Consider the following 23,540-nt stretch of genomic DNA (forward strand, 5'->3'; position numbering starts at 1 on the left):
CGCTCCGGGGGCGGCCTTCGTGCGTTCTCCCTGCTGCGCGCGCCTAGGCTGGAGGGGTGAGTTCCCGCACCGAGACGCCGCGCCCGACGTCGGCGTACCGTCTCGCCGGCATCGTGATCCTCCTCGTCGCAGCCGGAGCCGCTCTGGTCTGGGCGCTCCTGGTCGGGGGAGGGGCGAACCCGCCGCTGCTGCAGGACCCAGGGCCGGTGGTGCTGTGGGGCACTCCGCTGGCGAAGCTCGTGATGAACATCGCCGGCGCTGTCATGCTCGGCTCCCTCGTGCTGGCGCTCTTCGGACTGCGGGCGGGGGAGCGCACCTTCGACACGGCCCTGAACATCGCGTCCATCGGCGCCGCCGTCTTCACCGTCTCCGCCGGGCTCGCCGGGTTCTTCTCCTTCATGGCCGCCTTCAACCCGCAGCTCAGCATCGAGCGCGAGTTCGGTTCGCAGCTCGGGCGCTTCCTGCTCGAGCTCCCGCTGGGGCAGTCGTGGCTGATCACGACGATCCTGGGCGCCGTCATCACGGTGCTCGCGTTCGCCTGGCGCACCTGGACACCCACGCTGCTCACCGCCCTGCTGGCCGCCGTGTCTTTCCTGCCGCTGGCGACCCAGGGGCACGCGGGCGACCTCGACGGACACAACATGGCCGTCAACTCGATCCTCCTGCACACCATCGGCGCGGCGGCGTGGCTCGGCGGGCTGCTCCTTCTCGTGCTGTTGCGCGGGCAGCAGGGGCTCGACCTCCCCCGGCTCGTCGGCCGCTACTCGTCGCTGGCGATCGCGGCCTTCGCGGTCGTCGCCTTCTCCGGCTTCACGCGGTCGATCGTGGCCGTCGGGAGCTGGGAGGCCGTGTGGACGACCCCCTACGGACTCATCGTCGTCGTCAAGGCCGTCCTGCTCGTCGGCATGGGGCTGCTCGGCGCCTGGTACCGCACGCGGCTGATCCCGAAGCTGAACGGCGCCCGCGCCTCCCGGTGGTTCTGGGCTCTGGTCCTCGGCGAGGTGGCGCTCATGGGCCTCGCCTCCGGCGCGGCGGCCGCGCTCGCTCGCACGCCCCCGCCGACCGGGGAGGTCGCCGCGTTCGCGCAGACCCCCGCGCAGATCCTCACCGGCTCGCTGCTGCCGCCGGAGCTCACTCTGGAGCGCTGGTTCACGGCCTGGGACATCGACGTGCTGTGGCTCGTCGCGGCGGGCTTCGGACTCTTCTTCTACCTCGCAGGCGTGCGCCGGCTCCAGCTGCGCGGCGATCGCTGGCCGATCCACCGCACCGTCTTCTGGGTGCTCGGCCTGCTCCTGCTGGTGTGGGTGACCGGCGGACCCATCAACGCGTACCAGGAGTACCTCTTCAGCGTGCACATGCTGGGGCACATGATGCTCTCGATGGCGATCCCGCTGCTCCTCGTCTCCGGCGCGCCGATCACCCTCGCGCTGCGCGCCATCCACAAGCGCGACGACGGCACCCGCGGTGGTCGCGAATGGATCATGTGGGCCGTCCACTCGCCGTTCGCGAGGGTCGTGACGCACCCGATCGTGGCGGCGGCGATCTTCATCCTCTCCCTCTGGGCGTTCTACTTCACCGACCTGGTGCGCTGGTCGATGTTCGAGCACCTCGGGCACGAGTGGATGGTCGCCCACTTCCTGATCTCGGGGTACCTCTTCGTGATGAGTCTGATCGGCGCCGACCCGGTGCCGTATCGCCTGCCGTACCCCGGCCGGCTCATCACCCTCATCGCCGTGATGGCCATGCACGCGTTCTTCGGCATGGCGATCATGATGCAGGAGGGGCTCATGGTCGCCGACTGGTTCGGTGCGATGGGGCGCGACTGGGGCGCCGACCCGATGACCGACCAGTACGTGGGCGGGGGCATCGCGTGGTCGATCGGGGAGATCCCGACGCTCATCCTCGCGATCACCGTCGCCATCCAGTGGAGCCGGAGCGACACCAAGCTCCAGCGTCGTCGCGACCGGCATGCCGATCGCACCGGCGATGCCGAGCTGGAGGAGTACAACGCGCGGCTCGCCGACCTCGCGGCCCGGGATCAGCGCGCGGCGGAGCGCCAGGGCCGCTGACCGGGCACCGGTCTCACTTCACGGGATCGTCCGGGGAGCCGACGCGGATCGATGCCGAGCCGTCCGGGAGGATGGCGATGGAGCCGTTGACCCGGAAGGGCACGTCTTCGGAGACCGGCTCCACGGAGCCGTCGAAGAGCGACTGGATCTCGACCTCGACGTGCGCCACGGCGTCGGTGGCCGGGATCTGCCAGTGACCGTCGTCGGACGGCGCCACCATGATCTCGGGCTGCTGGGCGATGGACCACTTCGGCGGCGCGGCGATCCTGTTCTCGACGCGCAGGCCGAACGGGCACGCGGTGGGCTGCAGCACCTCCTGCGTGGTGCACGCGGTGAGGAACTCCTCGACGCGCTCCTGGACCACGTCGACGAACTCCTCCGTCGGCTCGGTCTGCACGTCGAGAGGGGTCACGGCGAGTGGCTCATCGGCGAGCACGCCGTGCCCGGTGGACTCCGCGATCGCGGTGTCGACCGTCACGGAGTAGAGCCCGGGGGTGAAGACGAGCAGCGGGAGAGGCTCCAGGGGCAACGCCGCGGGCCCGGCGGCGGAGACCTGGCGGCGGTCGACCTCGAACCCGTTCACGGAGAACCGGTCGGCTCCGCGCACCGTGAGCTCGACGACGGCGAGGGGGCTGGTCGTGAACCGCCAGTTCGGTGTGACGCCGGCCCAGCCGTCCTGCGCGACGTGGAACGTGGTGGTGCCGGAGTGGCCGCCGGCGCGGTAGCTGACGGTCACCGCGGTGCCGTCGCCGGAGGGCTCCTCGGATTCGACCTCGACGTCGCTGAGCGGACCGAGGGCGGAGCGGCGCAGCATCGCCTCGGACGCGGCGGGGTCGATCCCGGCGTCATCGAGGGTCTCCCGGTCGATAGCGACACCGGGAACGCGGAGGGCATCGGCGGCTCGCCCCTCGGACAGCAGGTCGAGATAGCGGACCACGAACGCCGACGGGCCGTAGAACTGCCGGTAGAGCGTCGCGCCGCCCGCGCCGATCGCGGCCAGCAGGAGGACGCCGATGAGACCCAGGATCGCCAGATCGGCGCCCAGGCGCGACCGCCGGGGCGCGCGCGTCCCGGCCCGCTCCATGCCGGTCAGTCTAGGAGGGCGTCCTGGGGGGACGCCGAGCGTCGGCGGCCCCGTCCCGGACGGGGCACGTAGCATGGGGGAGCGCCCCGTGTCCGCCCCGTCAGCCCTGTGAGAACCGTGTCCCTTCCCGCCCTGTCCGAGGAGCAGCAGGAGCTGTTCCGGCTCATCGAGGACACCAGCGAGCACGTATTCATCACGGGCCGCGCGGGCACCGGCAAGTCCACGCTGCTGCAGCATTTCGCCTGGAACACGAAGAAGCAGATCGCGATCTGCGCCCCCACCGGCGTCGCGGCCCTGAACGTCGAGGGGCAGACGATCCACTCCCTGTTCCGTCTGCCGATCGGGCTCATCGGGGACGGCGACATCGATCAGAACGATGCCACCCGACGCATTCTCAACGCGATCGAGACCCTCGTCATCGATGAGATCTCCATGGTCAACGCCGACCTCATGGACGCCATCGATCGGTCGCTGCGGCAGGCGAGAGGGCGGCGGGGAGAGCCCTTCGGCGGTGTGCAGGTCGTCATGTTCGGCGACCCCTATCAGCTCGCTCCGGTGCCGCCCCGGGGCGATGAGGCTCGGTACGTGAAGGATCACTACCGGTCGTTCTGGTTCTTCGACGCGAAGGTGTGGGCGGGCCCTTCGACAGGCTCACGGGCCCAAGGGGCCCAGGGGGCATTGTTCGAGGTCGACACCCGGGCGGAGCTGCACGTGCGGGAGCTCGTGCAGATCCACCGCCAGTCGGACGACGGCTTCAAGTCCATGCTCAACGCCGTCCGCTATGGACGGGTGACGGCGGAGATCGCCGGGATCCTCAACGCTCAGGGCGCGCGCACCCCGCCGGAGCCCGAGCCCGGCGAGGTGCCGATGATCACCCTCGCCACCCGCAACGACATCGTGAACAGCATCAACAGCCGGCATCTCGCCGCGCTGCCCGGCAAGGAGCAGACCGCGCGGGCGGAGGTCAACGGCGACTTCGGCCGCGGCGAGGCCTCTCTTCCCGCCGAATCCGAGCTCAAGCTCAAGGTGGGGGCGCAGGTGATGTTCCTGCGCAACGACACCGCGATGACCGGAGAGCCGCCGCGCTGGGTCAACGGCACCATCGGGACGGTGACCCGCATCCTCGGCGGGACCGTGCGGGTGGAGATCGACGGCGAGGAGGTCGACGTCGAGCCGGCCGTCTGGGAGCGGTTCCGGTACGCCTACGACCCCAACACGAAGAAGCTCTCCCGGGACGTCGTCGCCGAGTTCACGCAGTTCCCGCTGCGGCTCGCGTGGGCCGTGACGATCCACAAGTCCCAGGGCAAGACCTACGACCGCGCCGTGATCGACCTGGGCTCCGGGGCCTTCGCGCCGGGGCAGACCTACGTCGCGCTGAGCCGGCTCACATCCCTCGACGGGCTGTACCTCTCCCGTCCGCTGCGGCCGAGCGACATCCGCGTGGATGAGGACGTGCGCCGGTTCATGCGCGATGCGTGGCTGGCGGCCTCGACGCCGGAGCTGCCGAGGACCTGAGGTCGCTGCCGGGTCAGGCGGCGGCGCGGGCGCGGTCGAGGTCTTCGAAGAGCTCGGTGTTGAAGCGGTACGCCAGCAGCACCTCGTCGATGACGCGCTCGCGCTCCGCCTCGTCCCACGGAGCGGCGTCGAGCTGTTCGCGATAGACGTCCTTGAAGGCGGAGGGGTCGGCGATGTCGTCGAACAGGTAGAAGCCGATGCCGTTGGTTTCGAAGCCGAAGCGCCGCGCCATCACCCGCCCGATGAAGATGCCGCCGGAGAGATCGCCGAGGTACCGGGTGTAGTGGTGCGCCACGAACCCGCCCGCCCACGTCGCGCCCACCTGACGGATGCGGTCGACGTAGCGCTGTGTGGTGGGCAGGGGTGCGATCCGCTCGCGCCACTCGGGGCCGAGGAGGAAGGCGAGATCGGCTTCGAGCGCGGGGAGGCGCGTGAGCTTGTCGCTGAGGAACACGGAGGCCACCGGGTCCTGACGCATCCGCTCTCCCGCCCCTTCGAGGGCGTCGTAGATGAAGTAGTGCTGCGCGACCAGGGCGATGTAGTCCTCGCGCGACCCTTCGCCCTTGAGCAGATCGGACATGAAGCCGGCGGTCTCGCTGCGGGAGTGCGAGCCGGAGGAGCGCTCGCGGAGGGCGGCGGAGAAGGACAGGATCTCGGGCATGGCTTCAGTGTAAGGGCAGCCTAACCTTGGGCGGAAGCCCGAACCGCGCGGGACGACTCAGTCGTGCGGACGCGGTTCGATGCCCAGGCGCGCGCAGGCCGCGTCGTACAGGGCCACGACCTCGCGGCGCACCTCCCGGCGCTCGGTGATCGGACCGCCGGGCCACGGGACACGGAGCTCCGACGTCGAGCCACCGCGGGAGATCTCCCAGACCCCGACCTGCCCGTCGAAGCCGGTCATCACCGCCCCGTCGATCGCCTCCGCGGACGGTTCGGCGAAGGCACGGGCGATGAGGAGGTTGTCGTCCGTGTGGTCGCCGTTCATGTGGCGGAGGACGGCGGCGATCACGTCGGCATCGAAATCATGGGGCACAGGGACACCCTACGACGCCACGCGGGGCCGACTTTCAGCATCCGCGTTCTAGACTCAGGGGACACGTCTTCGGGGGTTCCCACACATGCAGCTTCTCTCGTCGCGCCGGTGGCGCGCCGCAGCGGCCACGGCGGCCGTTCTCGGTCTCGTCCTCACCGGATGCTCCTCCGAGGGCTCCTTCAGCTATACGCCACCCCCGCAGGTCGACGCCACGCTTCCCGACGACACGGTCGCGGCGCTGCAGGGCGCGGTCGACAACGCGCTCGCGGCCTCCGGGGCCAGCGGGGCGATCGTCGGGGTCTGGGTGCCGTGGAGCGGTACCTGGGTCGCCGCCACGGGCACACAGGACAAGGCGGACGGCGGCGAGCTCTCCACCGACATGTCGTTCCGCATCGCCGACATCACCCGGTTGATGACCTGCGACGTCCTCTACGCGCTCGCCGACGAGGGCACCGTGGAGCTCGACGCGAAGGTGCCGGAGTACGTCTCGGGCGTCGCCGACATGGCCGATGTCACTCTCCTCGATCTGTGCAACGGAACCAGTGGCGCCGGTTCGTCCGAGGCGACGGTCAAGAGCGCGTGGCTGAACACCCCGGAGCGGGTCTGGGCGCCCCTCGAGCTCGCGGGTTACGGTCTCGGCCGCGCGCGCGTCGCTCCGCAGACCACGTTCCGCGACTCCGACGCCGGATACCTTCTCCTCGGCCTCGCGTTGGAGCGCGCCTCGGGGATGAGTGCGCGCGAACTGATCGCCGAGTACGTCACCGAGCCGCTGGAGCTCGCGGACACCTCGCTGCCGTCGCCCGCTGCGGCACCGCCGTCGGAGGGGGCGTCGCTCAGCGGACACTACATGGGAGCCGTCGAGGGCGGTTTCACCTGCGCCGCGCCCGTCGACATCACGACGATGTCCTCCAGCACCGGCTTCACCGATTCGGGTGTGGTGTCGACGATCACCGACCTCGGGCGGTACATGCAGGCCGAGGCCAAGCAGGTGCTGCGCACGAAGGACGAGCCGGACCGCTTCGCGTCGCCGCTCCCCGCGTATGACAAGGCACCATCGTGGTACCAGGCGACCGGTGGCGCCTACATCGTCGGTTCCATGATCGGTCAGCACGGCTGGACTCCCGGCTACGCGACGGCGGCGTACTCCGACCCGACGACCGGCTTCACGGTGGCCGTGGTGCTGAACGACTCCACGGGCGGTGCGCGCTTCGCCCAGCAGCTCTCCTGGGAGCTCGCGGCGATCGCCTCCAAGGCACCCGCGGCGGCCGGGGAGACGGCTCCGGAGTTCGGTCTCCCCTATACGGCCGAGCAGTATCACACGGCCATCGCGAACGCCGCGCTCGCGTGCGTCCCTCCGGCCGGCTGAGCGCGTCTTCGACGAGCAGGAGGTCCGCATGGCGATCGTCGACAACGCCGTCTACGTCGATGGCGTGCGCACCGAGAACCCGCAGAGCCTGAACGACACGTTCGAGCGGATCCGCGAACGACGGGGCATGGGGTGGATCGGTCTGTATCGGCCGAGCCCCGAGGAGATCCGCGCCGTGGCTGACGAGTTCGGCATCCACGAGCTGGTTGTGGAGGACGCGCTCTCCGGTCACCAGCGCGCCAAGCTGGAGCGGTACGGCGACGTGCTGTTCATGGTCCTCCGCCCCGCCCGCTATCTCGACGAGCGCGAGGAGGTCGAGTTCGGCGAGGTGCACGTGCTGGTAGGATCCGACTTCGTCGTGACGATCCGTCATGCGGAGTCGCCGGACCTCGGCCGCGTGCGTCGCCGGCTCGAGGCCGATCCCGCTCTGCTCGCCCACGGCCCGGAGGCCGTGCTCTACGCGATCCTCGACGAGGTCGTCGACGAGTACTCCCCGGTCCTCGCCGGACTCGAGAACGACATCGACGAGATCGAGGGTCAGCTCTTCGAGGAGGACGCGGACGCGACCCAGCGGATCTACGACCTCGGTCGCGAGGTGATCGACTTCCAGCGGGCGACGCAGCCGCTGACCGGCATGCTCGAGGCGCTGCTCCGCGGATCCGAGAAGTACCACGTGAGCGAGGAGCTCCAGCGGTACCTGCGGGACGTCCTCGACCACACCCTGCGCGTGAGCGACAAGGCGACGACCTTCCGCTCCGTCCTCGACAACGCCCTCACGGTCGAGTCGACCATCGTCGCGCGACGCCAGAACGACGAGATGCGACGGATGACGGAACTCAGCATCCGCCAGAACGATGAGGTGAAGAAGATCTCCGGGTGGGCGGCGATCCTCTTCGCTCCGACGCTCGTCGGCACCGTCTACGGCATGAACTTCGACCACATGCCGGAGCTGCACTGGGCACTCGGGTACCCCATGGCGGTGCTGCTCATGGTGGCGATGGGCGTCGGGCTCTACGCGGCGTTCAAGCGCAAGGGCTGGCTGTAGCGCCCGACGGCGCCGGATCAGTCCTCGCCGTCGGCCTCCGGCATGCCAGGACCGGGGCCCGGGCGCACCTCCGCGTCATCCCGGATGTCGATGCGCGTGTTGCCGTCGTGCTCCGAGACGTCCACGCGCGGCGCGGCGTCGGCCTCCGTGGCGTCGGGAGCGGAGGTCAGCTGGTCGTGACGGTTCTCCTCGAACGTCTCGTCGGCGGTGTTGTCAGGCGTGCTCATGGCTCTCCTTCGTGTCGGCGGTCTTCGATCGATTGCGGGTCCACCGGGCGACAGCGTAGAGCACTCCGCCGACGGCGAGGAGGATGGCGCCGAACAGCCATACCTGTGGACGCTGTTGGGTGAGCAGCAGGATGCAGGACGCGATGCCCAGCACCGGGACGAACGTCCACACGCGGAAGTGGTCGTGCTCGACCTTGTCGCGGCGCAGGACCAGCACCGAGATGTTCACGCTCAGGAAGACGACGAGCAGCAGCAGCACGACGGTCTCGGCGAGGGTCGCGAGGTCTCCGACCAGCGTGAGGCCCATCGCCACGAGCGTCGTGGTCAGGATCGCGACCCACGGGGTCTTCCGCTTCGGCAGGACGCGCCCGAGCACCGACGGCAGGAGGTTCTGCTCCGCCATGCCGTAGGTGAGGCGGCTGACCATGATCATCGTGAGCAGTGCACCGTTGGCGACCGCGATGAGGGCGATGAGGCTGAACAGCCAGGACGGGACGCTGACCCCGGTGGCCTCGACGACCGCGAGCAGCGGACCGCTGGACTCCTGCAGCTCGGACGCCGGCAGGGCGACGGCGCTGGCGATACCGACGAGCACGTACACGACGCCCGCGGTGAGGAGTGCTCCGAACAGCGCGCGGGGATAGGTCCGCCGCGGGTCCTTGACCTCTTCGATCATGTTGGCGGAGGTCTCGAAGCCGACGAAGGAGTAGTACGCGATCACCGCGCCGGAGAGCACCGCCAGCGCGACGTTCGCCCCCTCCGGCACCTGCGTCGCCCGGGACAGGTCGCCGCCCCCGCCGCCGACGAATACCGCCACGACGACGATCACGATGAGGAGGCCGCTGAGCTCGATCGCCGTCATCACGAGGTTCGCGCCCATCGACTCGCGGATGCCGCGGGCGTTGAGCAGGCCGACGATCGCGAGGAAGACGATCGCGACCGGGATGGTCGGCAGGTCGATGAAGGTGCTGAGGTAGTCGCCGGCGAACGCGATGGCGAGACCGGCCGCGCTGGTCACACCCGCCGCGAGCATGCTGAAGCCGACGAGGAAGGAGACCAGCGGGCTGTGGAACGCGCGCTCGGCGAAGACCGCGGCGCCGCCGGCGCGCGGATACTTGGTGACGAGTTCCGCATACGAGCCGGCGGTGAGCATGGCGAGAAGGAGGGCGAGGACGAGCGGTGCCCAGAGCAGACCGCCCACGTCCTCCGACAGCACGCCCATGAGCGCATAGATCCCCGCGCCCAGGACGTCACCGAGGATGAACGCGAACAGGAGGGGGCCGGTGATGGCGCGGCGCAGCCGGGTGGGTGTCTCGGCGCGCGGCTCGGTCTGGGCGGTCATCCTTGCACGGTACGGCCCGGAAGCCGGTGGGGCGACGGGCTTGACAGTCCCGCCGCCAATGAGCCAGCACAGGACGACCGCGCGCTATCCTCAGTGCCGCAAGGCGGGTCGTCGCCCGGACGGTTCCGCGTCGCCGACTTCGTCTCCTACCTCGTCGCGCAGTTCGCCGGCGGGGCGCTCGCCGCTCTCGTGGCTCTCGCCGTCTGGCCGGCGGGGGAGAAGGCGATGGTCATCGAGGTCGGCCCGGCGTTCCTCGTCGAGGCGCTGTTCACCCTGATCCTCGTCTGGGTCGTGCTGAACTCCGCCACCTCGAAGGACACCGCGGGCAACTCGTTCTACGGTCTCGCGATCGGTGCGACCGTCTTCGTCGGTGCGGCGACGGTCGGCTCCATCTCTGGTGGCGGACTCAACCCGGCGGTGGCGCTCGGCCTCTCGGTCAGCGGGCACTTCGCGTGGGGCTCGCTCTGGCTGTACATCGTGGCTCCCGCGGTCGGTGCCATCATCGCGGCCCTGCTGTTCCGGGTGCTCAACGCCGACGATGCGCGGAAGATCGCCGCGGGCGCCGACTAGACACGATCGACCGGAGCGCCGCATCCTTCCGGGCGCGGCGCTCCGTCGTGTCGTCAGGGGCGGCTCCGACCCTGCCGGCGCAGCGCGGCCGACGCGACGGCGACGATCGTGCCGACGAGGACGCCGATGATCGTCTCCAGGACGCGATCGGTCAGCAGGTCGGCGACCGGGGTGGGCGCCGCCAGATGCACCATGAGCAGAGCGAGCGGGGTGACGAACACCATGGCGATGCCGTAGTTGCGGCCGATGAACAGTTCGGCCGTCCCCTGCAGGACCACGACGACGGCGATCACGGCGAGAGGCGGCATGTCGAGGGCGAGGATCCCGGCGGCGACCAGCACGCCGAGCAGCGTGCCGACGAGGCGCTGGATGCCGCGGATCACGCGAGCGTTGAGCTGCGCGCCGCTGACCGCCGCGACCGCGCCGACCGCCGCCCAGTACCAGTGAGTGCCGCCGAGGAGCAGGCCCACGACTCCGGCACCGACGATCGCGACGGCGACCGAGGCGGCCATCTCGGCGGCGACCGGACCCACGGACGGGCGCCGTCGCGGCGGCGCCTCCGCCGTGCTCCGGGTGACCACGGCGACGAGGGCGGTGAGCGCGAGGCCGAAGAGCACGCTCGCCCCGCCGACGAGCAGGACCGCGCCGAAGGAGGCGCCGGTGGCAGGGATGGTCGCGCATGCGCCGGTCGCGAAGACCGTGAACAGCGGACCGGGCGGGTGCCACTGCAGGACGTAGGCGAGGAGCGTCACGGCCGCAGCGACGAGTGCGACGACGAGGATGCTCAGCACAGCGGGGGCGGCGAGGACCGACAGGGCCGTGCCGATCAGCATGGCGCCGAGCAGCACGCCGCCGGCGCTGGCCTGCATGCGGATCCGGTCACGGAAGACGTCGTGCCGACCGTAGAGCGCGGCGAAGGCGCCGAAGCTCGCGTAGATGCTGAGGTCGAGCCGGCCGACGGCCCACAGGACGACCAGCGGGACGGCAACGCTCACCGCGGCGCGCAGGGCCACCCGGTGATCGCCGCGGTGCGGGCCGACGCGCAGGACCCCCGTCCACACCCGTCCCTGCGATTCCGTCACCGATCAAGCCTACGTCCGTCGCCCGGCACCGATGTGCGAGGGTGGAGGAGATGACCACTCCGCCTCCGCCGCGCCGCACCCTCCTCGTCGGCTTCGGGAAACTCGGCGCCCGGCTCGCCCCGCTGCTCCTCGGGGACGGTGGTGAGGTTCTGGCCCTCCGCCGCAGTGCCGGACCGGTCCCGGACGGTGTGGAGGCGCTCACCGCCGACCTCGCCGTCCCGCTCACGGGTCCGCTGCCCGAGGTCGACGCGATGGTGGTGACGCTGCCACCCGGGCCGGACGCGTCGTCGTACCGCACGGCGCTCTCGCACCTCGCGGCGGCGTTGCCGTCCCCGCCCGCGCGGACGCTCTTCGTCTCGTCGACCGGGGTGTTCGACGGCGCCGGTGGCGCCGAGCCGGTGACCGAGCGGGTCGAGCCGGTGCCGACCACGGGTCGCGGCCGCGGTCTGCGCGACGGAGAGCGCGCGGCCGTCGAGCTCTTCGACGCCGTGGTCATGCGCCCCGCCGGCATCTACGGTCCTGGGCGCGAGTTCCTGCTCCGGAAGGTCCGGGAAGGGGCTCCGGTGGCCCATCGTCGCCGCACGAACCGGATCCACGAGACCGACCTGGTGCGCGCTCTCGACCTGCTGCTGCGGACGCCGGAGCCCCCGGCGCTCGTGCACGCCGTCGATGCGGCACCCGCACCGCTCGGAGACGTCGTGACCTTCCTCGCCCACCGCCTCGGTCTGCCGGTACCGCCCGACGACGGCAGTGCGCCGAGCGGCTTCGTTTACGACGGCACGCTCTTGCGTTCGGTGCTCGGCGACCTCGCGTACCCGACGTACGAGGACGGGTACGCGGAGATGATCGACCGGAGCTGAGGGCATTCCGGGCGTCCGTGGTCCGGCGTACCGTGGGCGCATGACGAATGCGCAGACTGCTGTCGAGGTCGTCGACTGGCGGCGGCGGGTGTTCGCCCTGTACGAAGCGGTGCGACGGGCCGACTCCCCGGAGGAGGCGCACGAGCTGTGGCGGATCGAGCGCGACGAGCTTCTGCTGCGGCACCCGGCGACGCCCCTCCTTCCGGAGGACAGGGCACCGTTCGAGGGACTCCCGATAGCGCCGTACGACTCCGCCTGGCGGTTCGCGCTCCCGATCCTCGACACCGAACCGGCATCCTTCGAGTTCGCGACCGGGACCGACGGCGTCGTGCCGTTCGAGCGCGTCGGCGTCGTGGAGATCCCTGACGCCGGATCGCTCGACGTGTGGCGGCTCGCCTCCTACGGCGGCGGGCTGTTCGTGCCGGTGCGCGATGCCTCCGCCGGGCAGGGCGGGGGGACGTACGGCGGCGGGCGCTACCTCATCGACACGATCAAGGGTGCCGACCTCGGGGCCGACCCACGCCGCGGCACGATCGTGCTCGACTTCAATTTCGCGTACAACCCGTCGTGCGCCTACGACCCGGCGTGGGCGTGCCCGCTGGCGCCACCCGGCAACGTGCTGACGGTGCCGATTCCGGTCGGAGAGCTCCGATGAGGCCGCTGCGGTACGCGATCAACGTGACACTCGACGGCTGCTGCCATCACGAGGCGGGGCTCCCGCCGGATGAGGAGTCGATGCGCTTCTGGACCGCGGAGCTGGAGCGCGCCGACGCTCTGCTCTACGGACGGGTGACGTACGACATGATGCGGGCCGCGTGGCGCCGTCCGGAATCCGGGGTCTGGCCGGACTGGATGGAGGAGTGGGAGACACCCTTCGCCGAGGTCATCGATGGCATGCCGAAGCACGTGGTCTCGGCGACGCTCGATGCCGTCGACTGGAACGCGGACCTCGTGCGCGGCGATCTCTCGGAGGCGGTGCGGCAGCTGAAGGATGAGCCGGGGGCGGGCCTGTCGGTCGGTGGAGTGACCCTGCCCGCGACCCTCGCGGACCTCGGGTTGATCGACGAGTACGTGTTCGTGGTGCATCCGGTCGTCGCGGGGCACGGCCCTCGGCTGCTCGACGGCGTGCACGAGCGTCTTCGGCTCGAACTCGTGGAGCGGCGGGAGTTCCGCTCCGGTGCCGTCATGCAGCGGTATCGTCCGGTGGCCTGAGCGGGTGCACCGGTCTCCACCGTGATCACCTCGCGTCAGCGACGCGTCCGGAGGCAGGTCGTCCCGGCCACCAGATGCGGTCACCGACGTGCGCGAAGAGTGCCGGGACGATCACGGTCCTGACCACCAGGGTGTCGACGATCACGCCCACGCCGACGATCAGCCCGAGTTGCCCGAGGGTCACCAGCGGCAGGACGCCGAGCGCTGCGAACACGGCGGCGAGGACGATGCCGGCGCTCGTGATCACGCTGCCGGTGTGGGCGACCGCTTCGACCACGCCCTCGCGCGTACCCCGCAGCGCCGCTTCGGTCCGCGCACGGTGGACGAGGAAGATCGTGTAGTCGATGCCGAGGGCGACCAGGAACAGGAAGGCCAGCAGCGGCACCGGGAGATCGAGCGCGTGCTGTCCGAACAGCACGCGACTGAGCCAGGCCCCGGCACCGATGGCGGCCACGGCGCTCGCCACATTGACGGCGAGGAGCAGCAGCGGGGCGACCAGCGACCGCAGCAGGAACACGAGCACCAGGAAGCTCACCGCCAGGACCAGGGGTACCACGACGCCGAGATCCGCGAGGTTCCCGGCACGGGCGTCGAGATCGGTGGCCACCGCACCGCCGACGACCGCCCCGGCCCCCGGCACAGCGTGCACGGCATCACGGAGTCCGGTGATCTGAGCCAGGCTCTCCTCGGTGCTGGGCGCATACTCGCTGGTCACCAGGATCTTCGTGAGCTTCTCATCGTCCGTCGTCCCGACAGGAGTGGCGCGGACGATGCCCTCCACGTCGCGCGCCGCAGTGAGGACGGCTTCGGCTTCGCCGCTGTCCGTGACGATGAGGATCGGCTGCGCCTCTCCTGCCGGGAAGTGGTTCGAGAGCAGCTCGAGACCCGTCGCGGACTCGGACGGGACTCGGAACTTGTCGACCTGGTCGAGCCCGACGGTCGTCCCGACGAGGCCGACCGTCATCACGGCCAGCAGGGCCGCACCCCCGAGAAGGCTCACGACCGGCCGGCTCACGACGCGCGTCGCGATCGTCCGCCACACCCCGCCGCGCCGTGCGGCAGCTCCGGGACGAGGGACGAACGGCCAGAACACGTTCCGTCCGCACACCGCCAGCAGGGGAGGCAGCAGGAAGAGGACGGACGCCAGGGCGGCCAGCAGGCCGATCGCGGAGGAGACGCCGAGCCCGTGCGTGCCGGGGATCACCGCGAGGACGAGCGTCAAGAGTGCGAGGACGACGGTGAGGTTCGAGGCGAGGATCGCTGGAGCGGTCCGCCGCCACGCGGTGCTGAGCGCGCGGCGATGGCTCGCGGTGGTGGCGAGCTCTTCCCGGTACCTCGAGATCAGGAGGAGGGCGTAGTTGGTTCCGGCGCCGAAGACGAGCACGCTGATGATCCCGGCGTCGAACTGCAGGTCCCACGCGGAACCGGCAGCCGCGGTCAGGCGGCCGGCGAGTCCGTCGGCCAGGCCGACGGCGGCGAGCGGCAGCAGCCACAGCACCGGTGACCGGTACGTGACGATGAGGAGTACCGCGACGATCAGGATGGTCACGAGCAGCAGGGTGAAGTCGGCCCCTTCGAAGGAGGCGGCGATATCGGCGCCGAACGCCGGGCCCCCGGTCACGAGCAGGTTCATCCCATCCGGGGCGTGCTCGTCGACGTCGGCGCGGAGCGCCGAGATCACGGCGGCGGTGTCGGTGCTCGTCTGACCGACCGCGATCGGCGTCACCAGAACTGCGGCCTTCTCGTCCTCGCTCACGAGAGGCCCGGTCGGATCCGCGTCCGCGTGCGTGCCGAGCACCGGGAGGAGACTTTCGAGGGCGTCGACGTCCTGTGCCGAGAGCGTCGCGCCGTCGTTGCGCGACGCGACCACGATCACGGACTGGCGATCCGCGTTGGGGAACTCGGCCAGCAGGGCGCTCGCTCGCGCCGACTCCGATCCCGCGGGGGCCTGCTCGTTGCCGGCCGGGGCCTTCGCCGACCCGAACAGGCCGAAGAGAGCCGTCATGATCAGGAAGACCACGCCGAGCATGATCCATGCGCCGCCACGGGAGGTCATCCACTCGGGAAAGCGCCGAAGAGCGCGAGAATGTGCCATACCTGTCACTCCACCAGGAGCGTCGTGCGGCGACATCGTCAAGACGATGGAGGGAAGTCTCCCTCTTTCGATGGATGCCGGTCGGTCAGCGAGGGGGACGCCGAACCGGTCGCATCGAGGCGAGGATCAGAGATGTGGAGGGGCTGACGGGAATCGAACCCGCGCTGTCTGCTTGGGAAGCAGAAGTTCTACCATTGAACTACAGCCCCGCACCCGCCCGAGAGCAGGTGGAGCAAGCCTACCTGTCGCGGGCCGGATGGCCAAAGCGCGGGTCGCTCGTGACTAGGCTTGTGCCGTGCTTCTCAGCGATCGCGATATCAGAGCAGAACTCGCCTCCGGCCGCGTCGGCCTGGAACCGCATGCGCCGGAGATGATCCAGCCGTCGAGCATCGATGTGCGGCTGGACCGCTACTTCCGCCTGTTCGACAACCACAAGTACCCGTTCATCGATCCCTCGGTCGATCAGCCCGAGCTCACACGGCTGATCGAGGTCGACCCGGACGAGCCCTTCATCCTGCACCCCGGCGAGTTCGCGCTGGGGGCCACGTTCGAGCAGGTCACCCTGCCGGACGACATCGCCGCCCGGCTGGAGGGCAAGTCCTCTCTCGGCCGCCTCGGGCTCATCACCCACTCGACCGCCGGTTTCATCGACCCGGGTTTCTCCGGGCATGTGACCCTGGAGCTCGCGAACGTGGCTACGCTGCCGATCAAGCTGTGGCCCGGCATGAAGATCGGCCAGCTCTGCTTCTTCCGGCTCACCTCGCCGGCGGAGAACCCGTACGGCTCCGGCCCCTACGGCAACCGCTACCAGGGCCAGCGAGGACCGACGGCGTCCCGCTCCTTCCAGAACTTCCACCGCACGGACGTGGGTGTGACCGACATCGGAGCCGTCGGAGGCTGACATGAGCGACGCGAGCGGGACCACCCCCGACGAGCCTGGGGCGCCGTACGAGGCAGTGCCGCCGGACGCGGCGGGACCGGAGATCGCTCCCGCCGATGCGGTGATCCCGTCCGCCGATGACGTGATCCCGCCCCCGCCACCGGAGACGCCGATTCCGGAGGGACTACTGGCGACGCCGGACGCCGCGGACGATGTGCTTCCGGCCCCGACCCGTCGCTCGGAACGATCCCGTCCGACGCCCGCGATCCTCCAGGGTGAGCAGCCCGCGGCGGCCGCCGACGACTGGGCGCAGCGATCGATCGCGCCGGAGGTCGCCGACACCGGGAGCTACCGGGTGCTCGCCGTCGTGGTCTTCGTCGTGCTGTTCCTGCTGCTCGCGGCGGCCGTGGTGACGCTCGTGGTGCTGATCACCACTGTCGGGCTGCCGTTCGCGGCGGCCGGCCCGGACGCGGGCTTCCTGCCGATCCGGGTGTAGCGCTGCGGAGGGCGGCGGCCCGGTCTGCCGGTGCGGCGTCGGTGGCTGCCCGTCCCGTCGCGGTGCCGAGCGCATCGACGGCGTCGAGTCCTCCGGTCACGAGGGCGACCACCGCATCGAGGGTCGGGTCCGCCAACAGCACTTTCGTATGGCCGAGACCCACGGTGCGGACGAGGCGGGAGCGGCCGCGGTGGGTGGCGTGCAGCCTGAGGGTGTCATGGTCGGTCATCCGGCGGTCGCCCCGATCGTGCACGAGGAGCAGCGCGGTGTCGGCGGGCAGAGGATCCGCGGCCGCGTCGTATCGCTCGACGGCGGAGGCGGTATCGAGGCCGAGTCGGCGGTGGAAGCGGGTGCGGAGCCGTTCCGCGGTGGCGGGGTCGAGGCGGAGGTCGTGCGCGAACTGGGCGAGGAAAGCCTCGGGAGCCGCGGCACCGGCGACGACGGCGACGGCGGGGACCGGGCCGGACGTCCGGGCGACGGTCAGTGCCGCGAGACCCCCGAAGGGGTGGCCGATGAGGGCGGAGAAGGGGCCGTGGGTGTGTTCCAGCTCCTGCGCGGCCTCGACCCAGTCGCGGATGTCGGTCCTCCGCCCGCCGGAGGAGCCGTGGGCCGGAGCGTCGAAGGCGACGACCCGGAGCCCCTCGGCGACGAGCTCCCGCACGAGTGGCGCGAACTGCGAGGCGCGGCCACGCCAGCCGTGCAGCAGCAGCACGGTGCGCGGACCCCCGCCCCACGTGTAGGTCGTGACGGGGATGTCGCGCACGAGGATGCTCCCGCGGCGGGCGGCCTCATGGGTCGCGGCGTCGGTGGCACGCACGCCCATCCGCGGACGGGTGGAGAAGAACAGTCCGTATGCGAGGTCGCCGGCGAGGCGGGGAGTGACACGTCCCACAGCGGGGAGGGTGCGGACGAGGAGGGTGGACGCGGACGGCATGGGGGCTCCTTCACCGAACTATACGAACGATCATCCGTATAGTAGGCGAACGATCGTTCGTATACTAGGGCTATGACGGACACGGTTATGCAGGACGGTCGGCGGGCGCGGGGCGATGCCTCCCGCCGCATCGTGCTGGAGAGTGCGACCGACCTCGCCTCCGTCGAGGGGTTGGACGGCGTGACGATCGGGCGCCTCGCCGCGGCCTCGGGGTCGAGCAAGAGCAGCATCGCGACGCTGTTCCAGAGCAAGGAGGGCCTGCAGCTCGCGACGGTCGCCGCCGCTCGGGACGTCTTCGTCGCGCGGATCATCGAGCCTGCCCGCGCCCAGCCGAGAGGAGCGCATCGCCTGGCCGCGCTCCTCCACAATGCCTTGGTCTACTCGAAGGACCGCGTCTTCACGGGCGGCTGCTTCTTCGCGGCGACTGCGGCGGACGTCGACTCCAAGCCCGGCCCCGTGAGCGATGCCGTGCAGGCAGCCCTCGTCGACTGGTACGGGTACATCGAGGCCCAGCTGCGGTTCGCCGCGGCGGAGGGCGAGGTCGAGGCGGCCGACGTGGAGGTCCTGGCGTTCGAGCTCGTCGCCCTCAATGAGCAGGCCAACGCGCGGTCGCTCCTCCTGCGGAGCGACAAGCCGTACGGGCTCGCGGCGGCCGCCATGCGCGCGCGCCTCCGAGTCGCCGGTGCCCCCGACACCGCCCTCGCCCTCCTCGCCCTCTAGCCCCATCCCGCGGCCGGGGCCCCATTCCCCTGCGGGATCACGAACGCCCCGCAATCCCCCTTCGAAGGCCCGCTTCTGATCCCGCCCGACCGTCGGGTCTGCCCCCTTCGCGTGCGGGATGGGAATCGGGCCCCGAGATCCACCGGGAGGCGCGATTCTGATCTCGTTCGGAGAGTGGGCGCTCGCGTCGCCGAGGTGTGGGATCAAGAATGTGCCGCGGGGCGGCTGTGGAGGCGCGACTCTGATCCCGTCTCGGCTCAGGGCGCTTCGCCCGCGTCTCCGCCTCGGGGCGCTGGGGTACGGGTGGGGGATCAGAAGAGTGCCGCTGGGGCGCTCGGGAGGCGCGGAAGTGATCCCGGCTCTGGTTTCGCGAAGCGCAAAGCGCCTCACCCGGGAGTCGGGTGAGGCGCTTGAGGGGGACGGTCAGGCGGCGTGGCCGTGGCGGAATCCGGCGTCGAAGCCGCGCTCGAATGCGCGCTCCGCCATCCGCTGCGCCCGATGGCCGTGGCCGTGGCCGCGATGCGCGTGACCGTGATCGCGGTGTGCGTGACCGTCGTGGTGACCGCGTCCGCGGTACCCGCCGTCCTCCTCGCCGTCGTGACGGTCGAAGCCGTGCCGGGGCTCGAAGTCCCCGGGGTCGAAGCCGTGTCCGGGCCCGAAGCCGTGCCCGTGCCCGTGCCGGCGACCGAAGCCGTGCCGGGGGCCGAAGCCGAACCCGGGACGCCGCTTCCGGGGGAGAGGAGTCTCCTCGTCCCAGTCGAAGGCGCGAGCGATCTTCTCGAGTGCGGCGAGGGTCGTCGCCATCTCCTCGTCGGAGACGGCGCCGGCGACCTTCGCGCGAATGCTGTCGACGGCGGCGCCGAGGCGTTCCTTCGCCGCGCGGCCTTCCTCGGTGAGTGTCCACCCGTCGCCGTCCGCTTCGACCCAGCCGCGGTCGACGAGGTCGTGCAGCTTGTGCGGGTTCAGCGGGCGGCGCGAGGGCGCCGAGCCGTCGACGACGTTCAGCAGCCGCCAGTCGCGACGGGTCGCGCCCTCCGCGGCGAAGGCGGTGGCGAAGTCCTGTGCCATCAGGCGATCCACGGCCTTGAGCCAGTAGCCGAACGGACGGGAGCTGTTGTCAGAGGTGTTGTCTGTCGTGGTGTTCATGGTGATCCTTCGTGGTCTGTGGTGCACCGGTGATGAATGTCATCCGACATATCAATGTGAGTGTGCATGTACATGCAGTGTGACATGGATGGGAGACGCATGTCAAGCTGCATGTAAAATCGGGGCATGGCCACCGATCCGATCGACCCCGCGCCCCCCGACGCCGCCGAAGCGATCGCGCAGGCGCTCTCCCGACTGCGCGGACGCCGGCCCGGACCCGGCGGTCGCGAGCACGGCGGGCCGCACGGTGCACACGGTCACGGCCCTCACGGCGACACGCACGAGCACTTCGCTCACCATCGTGGTCACCCGGGGATGCCGCCCTGGATGGCCGACGGCGGCCGCCTCGGCGGACCGGCCCGTCTCCGCATGCTCGAGGCGCTCGCCGCCGCGCCGGAGCCCCTGAGCGTGAGCGCGCTCGGGCAGGCGATCGGCGTGGATCAGCCGCGGGCGTCCCGGCTCGTGCAGCAGGGGGTCCAGGCCGGTTTCGTGCGGCGCGAAGCCGATCCGGACGATGCCCGCCGCACCCGCATCGCGTTGACCGAGGAGGGCCGGCGGCTCGCCCGCGGGATGCGGGGGGAACGCCGCGAGATGCTCGGCCGCGCGCTGGAGTCCTTCACCGAGGAGGAGCGCACCGAGCTCGCGCGGCTGCTCACCAAGCTCGCCGACAACTGGCGCGCCTGACCGGCCTCACACCCGGGCGAAATCCAGCGAGGTCTCGTCGTCCACCGAGAGCGACAGCACGACGGTCTCGACAGCATCGTGGGCCTCGATCCGCCGCTCCACCTCCCGCAGCCGCCCGGCCACGTCGTGCTCGCGCGCATCGCCCGCGAGGTCGACCTCGGCGACGAGGAACAGCCGATTCGGCCCCACGTACTCGATGTGCAGGTAGGTGACCCGCTCGATCTCGTCCATGCCGAGGAGGGCCGTGCCCACCCGCGAGCGCAGTGCGGGGGACACCGACGTGCCCACGAGGAACGCGATGTTCCGCCCGATCAGGATCACGGCGACGACGCCGAGCAGGATCCCGACGAGGATCGACCCGATCGCATCCCACGCGGCGACGCCGGTGAGCTGGTGCAGGAGGATCGATCCGCCCGCCAGCACGAGGCCGATGAGGGCGGCGGAGTCCTCGAAGAACACCGCCCGGAGCGTGGTGTCGCTCGTCTCGAGCACGAAGTCCCACGTGGAGGACCCGCGTTCCTTGGCCAGCCGACGGGAGCGGACCATCGCCTGCGTGAACGACGCCCCCTCCAGCACGAAGGCGATGCCCAGCACGACATAGGCGACGACCGGGCTCTCCACGGGGCCGGTGTCGGACAGCTCCTGGATCCCGTGCATGATCGACACGATCGAGCCGGCGGTGAAGATGCCGAACGCGGCGATGAGAGACCAGACGAACGCGTTGCGGCCGTAGCCGAGCGGATGCCGGGCGTCCTTGGTCTTCGCGCCGCGTCGATCGGCGATGAGCAGGAAGATCTCGTTCCCCGCGTCGGCCCAGGAGTGCGCGGCCTCCGCGACCATCGACGCGGACGAGGTGATGACGGCGGCGACCGTCTTCGCGATCGCGACGAGGATGTTGGCGAGGAAGGCGAGGACGACGGTCACCGGGTCAGGCTACTCCCGCCTGGCCGAAGTCGTGCACGGAGCGGACTCAGCGCGGTGCCTTCACGGGCAGCAGGAGGAGGAACCCGATGATGAGCACGATGACGATGCCGAGGATGCCGTAGGCGGTCTGACTCGTGGCGACGATCAGCACGGTCCAGGCGGCCGAGGCCATCCAGCTCGCCGCCCTGCCCGTCGTGGCGTAGAGGCCGAAGATCTCGCCTTCCCGTCCGGCCGGTGTGACGCGGGCGAGGAAGGACCGTGCCGCTGCCTGCGCCGGTCCCACGAAGGCGCAGAGGACGAGGCCGCCGATCCAGAACACGAGGGACCCGGCGTCGCGCAGCAGGAACACCGCGAGGCCGGCGACGATCATCGACCCGATCGAGCCGAGGATGATCCGCTTGGGGCCGAGGCGGTCGTCGAGGCGTCCGGCGATGATGGTCGAGACACCGGCGACGAGGTTCGCGGCGATGCCGAAGACGATGATGTCCTGGGTGCCGAACCGGAACACCGCGGTGCCGATGATGGCGCCGAACGCGAAGACGCCGCCGAGACCGTCGCGGAACACGGCGCTGGCGAGCAGGTACCAGAAAGTCGACCGGGTCTGCGGGTCGCGGTAGAGGCCGATCACGTCCTGCACGAGCACGGCGTACGAACGGAAGAACCCGACCTTGCGCTCCGGCCGCCCGAGGGACGGCTCCGGCACGTTGAGGAAGATCGGGATGCTGAAGACGATCGCCCAGACGGCGCATCCCACCGCGATGAGCCGGTACGCGAGGCCGTTGTCGGTGGACATCCCGAACCAGTCGAAGGTGTCCAGCAGGACGACGATGACGAGGGCGATGATGCCGCCGAGGTAGCCGAAGCCCCAGCCGAGTCCGGAGATGCGGCCGACGTTCTTCGGGTTCGCGATGCCGATGAGCATGGCGTTGGAGTTCACCGCGGCGATCTCGCCGAACACGGAGCCGGCGGAGATCAGCGCGACGCCGAGCCAGAACAGGGCCGGCTGCGGCTCAACGAACCACAGCCCCAGCATGCAGAGGATGAGGCCGCCGGTGCCGATGCCCAGCCAGAGCTTCTGTCGTCCGGCCGCATCGGCGCGCTGACCGAGGACGGGGGCGAGCAGGAGGATGCCGAGGGCGGCGATCGTCGAACCCAGTCCGAGACCGGAGGCGAGGTCGGCCTCCGCGGCGACGCGGACCGGGTCGCTCGGGTCGAGGGCGGCGACCTCCGGCGGCAGGAATGAGGCGCTGACGAGGTACAGCGCGGTGAAGACGAACGTGAGGATGACGGTGTTGAACGGCTGCGTCGCCCAATCCCACAGTGCCCAGGAGTACACCTGTTTGCGGGGTGCGGGGGTGTCTCCGCGCAGCTCGAGTCCGACGACGGCAACGGCGCCGCTGTTCGCTGTCGCCACGGGCTCGGGGGCGCCCGCGGCGGGATCGGGTGAGGTCATGCTCGAAGTCTGGCCGCGGACGGTGAACGGCCGGTGACGGCGCGCCGTCACCGGCCCCGAGCGCGAGGCGGGGTCAGAGGGCGGGACCGCGACGGATCCGCACGGGTCCGCGGGCGTCGGCGATCCAGACCGGTTCGCCCTTCTGCGTGACGACCACGACGTCGCGGGAGGCGAGGTCCGCGGCGACACGGCGGACGTCGGGCATCCGGTCGCGCCAGGCCTCGCCGCCGACCGCGCGGGCGACGTCGCTCGGGCAGATCGACGAGTCGGTGCGCTTCCTGGTGAGGGCGCGCATCGTCGCGGCGATCCGCTCCTCCGCCTGGGCTGCGGAGGGCTCCTCCCACCACGGCGCCCCCCGCTCGCCGAGGGCGGTCTTCGCATCCTGCACGCGACCGCGGGCGTCGGGCTCCGCGTTCTTGACCGCGCGCCGCGCGGCCATCAGCTCGTCCACGAGCTCCTGTCGCAGGTTCTCGGGGATCGACGGATCGGTGGCGCGCCACCGCCGGCCGTTCACGACGATGTGGTGTCCGTCCGCGGTCTGCGCGGGGCCGTCGTCCGTCATACCGGCCATCCTGCGCGCCGGCCGCGCGTGCCGCCATCCCCTTGACGTCCGAGCGGCTTCCGCTCAGCGGTAGAGGAGGTCGGCGTCGACGAGCCCCGGCCAGTCCGGCACCGCGAGCGACTCCGGGTCGTCCCACTCGCCCGCCGTGATCCGGCGGCCGCGGCCGGGGCGCGGGATCGAAAACGGTCCTCCACGCGGCTTCCGAGGCCCCTTTTCCATCCCGCACCGAGAGCGCCACCCG

At 70.8% G+C, this 23,540-nt stretch carries 25 protein-coding genes and 1 tRNA gene; 12 read left to right on the forward strand and 14 right to left on the reverse strand.

The annotated features are described in order from the left end of the window. Positions 1-56 precede the first annotated feature (56 nt). Complete coding sequence (locus AB0P08_RS14555) at positions 57-2,069, forward strand: bifunctional copper resistance protein CopD/cytochrome c oxidase assembly protein (RefSeq protein WP_363590315.1); 2,013 nt, start codon at positions 57-59, stop codon at positions 2,067-2,069. Positions 2,070-2,082: 13 nt separating this feature from the next. On the opposite strand, the gene AB0P08_RS14560 is transcribed toward AB0P08_RS14555, so the two are convergent. Next, positions 2,083-3,153, reverse strand: a complete 1,071-nt coding sequence (locus tag AB0P08_RS14560) for a hypothetical protein (protein ID WP_187662683.1) — start codon at positions 3,151-3,153, stop codon at positions 2,083-2,085. 117 nt (positions 3,154-3,270) lie between these two features. Between AB0P08_RS14560 and AB0P08_RS14565 the strand changes: the two genes are divergently transcribed. Then, positions 3,271-4,668, forward strand: coding sequence for an ATP-dependent DNA helicase (locus AB0P08_RS14565; RefSeq protein WP_363590316.1), 1,398 nt, complete (start codon positions 3,271-3,273; stop codon positions 4,666-4,668). 13 nt (positions 4,669-4,681) lie between these two features. On the opposite strand, the gene AB0P08_RS14570 is transcribed toward AB0P08_RS14565, so the two are convergent. Both AB0P08_RS14570 and AB0P08_RS14575 read right to left on the reverse strand, forming a co-directional pair. Continuing rightward, on the reverse strand, positions 4,682-5,329 hold the full coding sequence (locus AB0P08_RS14570) for a biliverdin-producing heme oxygenase (protein ID WP_060922936.1): 648 nt from the start codon (positions 5,327-5,329) through the stop codon (positions 4,682-4,684). Positions 5,330-5,386: 57 nt separating this feature from the next. Next, positions 5,387-5,701, reverse strand: coding sequence for a DUF2470 domain-containing protein (locus AB0P08_RS14575; protein ID WP_232089122.1), 315 nt, complete (start codon positions 5,699-5,701; stop codon positions 5,387-5,389). A gap of 85 nt (positions 5,702-5,786) precedes the next feature. On the opposite strand from AB0P08_RS14575, the gene AB0P08_RS14580 reads away from it, so the two are divergent. After that, a complete protein-coding gene (locus AB0P08_RS14580; RefSeq protein ID WP_187662681.1) occupies positions 5,787-7,067 on the forward strand; it encodes a serine hydrolase domain-containing protein in 1,281 nt (426 codons plus the stop codon). 28 nt (positions 7,068-7,095) lie between these two features. Then, positions 7,096-8,112 carry a magnesium/cobalt transporter CorA gene (gene corA / locus AB0P08_RS14585; protein ID WP_363590317.1) on the forward strand — a complete coding sequence of 339 codons (1,017 nt, stop codon included), beginning with the start codon at positions 7,096-7,098 and terminating at the stop codon, positions 8,110-8,112. A gap of 17 nt (positions 8,113-8,129) precedes the next feature. Here the strand turns inward: corA and AB0P08_RS14590 are convergent, their stop codons facing one another. Further along, positions 8,130-8,339, reverse strand: a complete 210-nt coding sequence (locus AB0P08_RS14590) for a multidrug transporter (protein ID WP_187662679.1) — start codon at positions 8,337-8,339, stop codon at positions 8,130-8,132. After that, positions 8,326-9,681 (reverse strand): APC family permease, encoded by a 1,356-nt coding sequence (locus tag AB0P08_RS14595; protein ID WP_363590318.1) that lies wholly within the window; start codon positions 9,679-9,681, stop codon positions 8,326-8,328. The genes AB0P08_RS14590 and AB0P08_RS14595 overlap by 14 nt, the downstream gene beginning before the upstream one ends. Before the next feature lie 93 nt (positions 9,682-9,774). On the opposite strand from AB0P08_RS14595, the gene AB0P08_RS14600 reads away from it, so the two are divergent. Further along, positions 9,775-10,251, forward strand: a complete 477-nt coding sequence (locus AB0P08_RS14600; RefSeq protein WP_363590319.1) for an aquaporin — start codon at positions 9,775-9,777, stop codon at positions 10,249-10,251. Between the two features lie 53 nt (positions 10,252-10,304). On the opposite strand, the gene AB0P08_RS14605 is transcribed toward AB0P08_RS14600, so the two are convergent. After that, positions 10,305-11,333: an FUSC family protein gene (locus AB0P08_RS14605; protein ID WP_363590320.1), complete on the reverse strand. Its 1,029-nt coding sequence runs from the start codon at positions 11,331-11,333 to the stop codon at positions 10,305-10,307. 50 nt (positions 11,334-11,383) lie between these two features. Here AB0P08_RS14605 and AB0P08_RS14610 point away from each other — a divergent pair, with 50 nt between their 5' ends. Genes AB0P08_RS14610 through AB0P08_RS14620 form a run of 3 tightly spaced genes read left to right on the forward strand, consistent with a single transcriptional unit; the run spans position 11,384 to position 13,405 of the window. After that, a complete protein-coding gene (locus AB0P08_RS14610; RefSeq protein WP_363590321.1) occupies positions 11,384-12,193 on the forward strand; it encodes a Rossmann-fold NAD(P)-binding domain-containing protein in 810 nt (269 codons plus the stop codon). Between the two features lie 40 nt (positions 12,194-12,233). Further along, complete coding sequence (locus tag AB0P08_RS14615; protein ID WP_363590322.1) at positions 12,234-12,848, forward strand: DUF1684 domain-containing protein; 615 nt, start codon at positions 12,234-12,236, stop codon at positions 12,846-12,848. Then, entirely contained in the window at positions 12,845-13,405 is a 561-nt protein-coding gene (locus tag AB0P08_RS14620; RefSeq protein ID WP_363590323.1) for a dihydrofolate reductase family protein, read from the forward strand. The genes AB0P08_RS14615 and AB0P08_RS14620 overlap by 4 nt, the downstream gene beginning before the upstream one ends. 25 nt (positions 13,406-13,430) lie before the next feature. Here the strand turns inward: AB0P08_RS14620 and AB0P08_RS14625 are convergent, their stop codons facing one another. Then, positions 13,431-15,461, reverse strand: coding sequence for an MMPL family transporter (locus AB0P08_RS14625; protein WP_363590324.1), 2,031 nt, complete (start codon positions 15,459-15,461; stop codon positions 13,431-13,433). 174 nt (positions 15,462-15,635) lie between these two features. After that, positions 15,636-15,709: transfer RNA gene (locus AB0P08_RS14630), tRNA-Gly, on the reverse strand. An 86-nt stretch (positions 15,710-15,795) separates the two neighbouring features. On the opposite strand from AB0P08_RS14630, the gene dcd reads away from it, so the two are divergent. Beyond that, positions 15,796-16,401 carry a dCTP deaminase gene (gene dcd / locus AB0P08_RS14635; RefSeq protein WP_025102697.1) on the forward strand — a complete coding sequence of 202 codons (606 nt, stop codon included), beginning with the start codon at positions 15,796-15,798 and terminating at the stop codon, positions 16,399-16,401. A 1-nt stretch (position 16,402) separates the two neighbouring features. Continuing rightward, positions 16,403-16,876: a hypothetical protein gene (locus AB0P08_RS14640; protein ID WP_187662671.1), complete on the forward strand. Its 474-nt coding sequence runs from the start codon at positions 16,403-16,405 to the stop codon at positions 16,874-16,876. Here the strand turns inward: AB0P08_RS14640 and AB0P08_RS14645 are convergent. Further along, positions 16,809-17,810 (reverse strand): alpha/beta fold hydrolase, encoded by a 1,002-nt coding sequence (locus AB0P08_RS14645; protein ID WP_363590325.1) that lies wholly within the window; start codon positions 17,808-17,810, stop codon positions 16,809-16,811. The genes AB0P08_RS14640 and AB0P08_RS14645 overlap by 68 nt on opposite strands. Positions 17,811-17,882: 72 nt before the next feature. On the opposite strand from AB0P08_RS14645, the gene AB0P08_RS14650 reads away from it, so the two are divergent. Further along, positions 17,883-18,530, forward strand: coding sequence for a TetR family transcriptional regulator C-terminal domain-containing protein (locus AB0P08_RS14650; RefSeq protein WP_363590326.1), 648 nt, complete (start codon positions 17,883-17,885; stop codon positions 18,528-18,530). A gap of 423 nt (positions 18,531-18,953) precedes the next feature. Here AB0P08_RS14650 and AB0P08_RS14655 read toward each other — a convergent pair whose 3' ends face one another. Next, entirely contained in the window at positions 18,954-19,676 is a 723-nt protein-coding gene (locus tag AB0P08_RS14655; RefSeq protein WP_363590327.1) for a MarR family winged helix-turn-helix transcriptional regulator, read from the reverse strand. Positions 19,677-19,802: 126 nt separating this feature from the next. On the opposite strand from AB0P08_RS14655, the gene AB0P08_RS14660 reads away from it, so the two are divergent. Next, entirely contained in the window at positions 19,803-20,360 is a 558-nt protein-coding gene (locus tag AB0P08_RS14660) for a MarR family winged helix-turn-helix transcriptional regulator (RefSeq protein ID WP_363590328.1), read from the forward strand. A 6-nt stretch (positions 20,361-20,366) separates the two neighbouring features. On the opposite strand, the gene AB0P08_RS14665 is transcribed toward AB0P08_RS14660, so the two are convergent. The 4 genes from AB0P08_RS14665 to AB0P08_RS14680 all read right to left on the reverse strand — a co-directional run bounded on the left by AB0P08_RS14665 (position 20,367) and on the right by AB0P08_RS14680 (position 23,518). Continuing rightward, positions 20,367-21,284 (reverse strand): cation diffusion facilitator family transporter, encoded by a 918-nt coding sequence (locus AB0P08_RS14665; RefSeq protein ID WP_363590329.1) that lies wholly within the window; start codon positions 21,282-21,284, stop codon positions 20,367-20,369. A gap of 46 nt (positions 21,285-21,330) precedes the next feature. Beyond that, the gene (locus tag AB0P08_RS14670; RefSeq protein ID WP_363590330.1) at positions 21,331-22,737 is read right to left on the reverse strand and encodes an MFS transporter; all 1,407 of its coding nucleotides are present in this window, start codon (positions 22,735-22,737) and stop codon (positions 21,331-21,333) included. A gap of 73 nt (positions 22,738-22,810) precedes the next feature. Further along, positions 22,811-23,299 carry a DUF3253 domain-containing protein gene (locus AB0P08_RS14675; RefSeq protein ID WP_363590331.1) on the reverse strand — a complete coding sequence of 163 codons (489 nt, stop codon included), beginning with the start codon at positions 23,297-23,299 and terminating at the stop codon, positions 22,811-22,813. Between the two features lie 63 nt (positions 23,300-23,362). Further along, entirely contained in the window at positions 23,363-23,518 is a 156-nt protein-coding gene (locus AB0P08_RS14680) for a hypothetical protein (RefSeq protein WP_363590332.1), read from the reverse strand. Positions 23,519-23,540: the final 22 nt, after the last annotated feature.

The sequence above is a fragment of the Microbacterium meiriae genome (assembly GCF_040686935.1).
Taxonomy (GTDB): domain Bacteria; phylum Actinomycetota; class Actinomycetes; order Actinomycetales; family Microbacteriaceae; genus Microbacterium; species Microbacterium meiriae.